The sequence below is a fragment of the Paraburkholderia sp. SIMBA_027 genome (assembly GCF_046535315.1).
Lineage (GTDB): Bacteria > Pseudomonadota > Gammaproteobacteria > Burkholderiales > Burkholderiaceae > Paraburkholderia > Paraburkholderia tropica.
On record NZ_JAWRWY010001804.1, the window covers coordinates 1 to 206 of the forward strand.

The 206-nt window shown below is 64.6% G+C and carries 1 protein-coding gene; it reads right to left on the reverse strand.

Translation table 11 applies throughout. The features are described 5' to 3' along the window. Positions 1 to 206, reverse strand: a 206-nt coding sequence (locus tag SB764_RS45390; RefSeq protein WP_410867491.1) for an aldehyde dehydrogenase family protein, incomplete at both ends; no start/stop codon positions are given.

Genomic DNA, 206 nt, shown 5'->3' on the forward strand with positions numbered 1-206 from the left:
ATCGTCGGCGCGTAATAGAAGCCGCCGCGATCGAGCGCCTTGCCGCCCGCGAGCACTTTCGCGCCTTGCTTCACGGAACGTTCGACCACCGCTTCGATGTTGCGCAATTGACGCTCGGTGCACAGCGGTCCGTATTCCGTCGCCATGTCGTTGGGCAGACCCACGCGAATGCGCGAGACGCGCTCGACCAGCCGCGCGAGAAACTC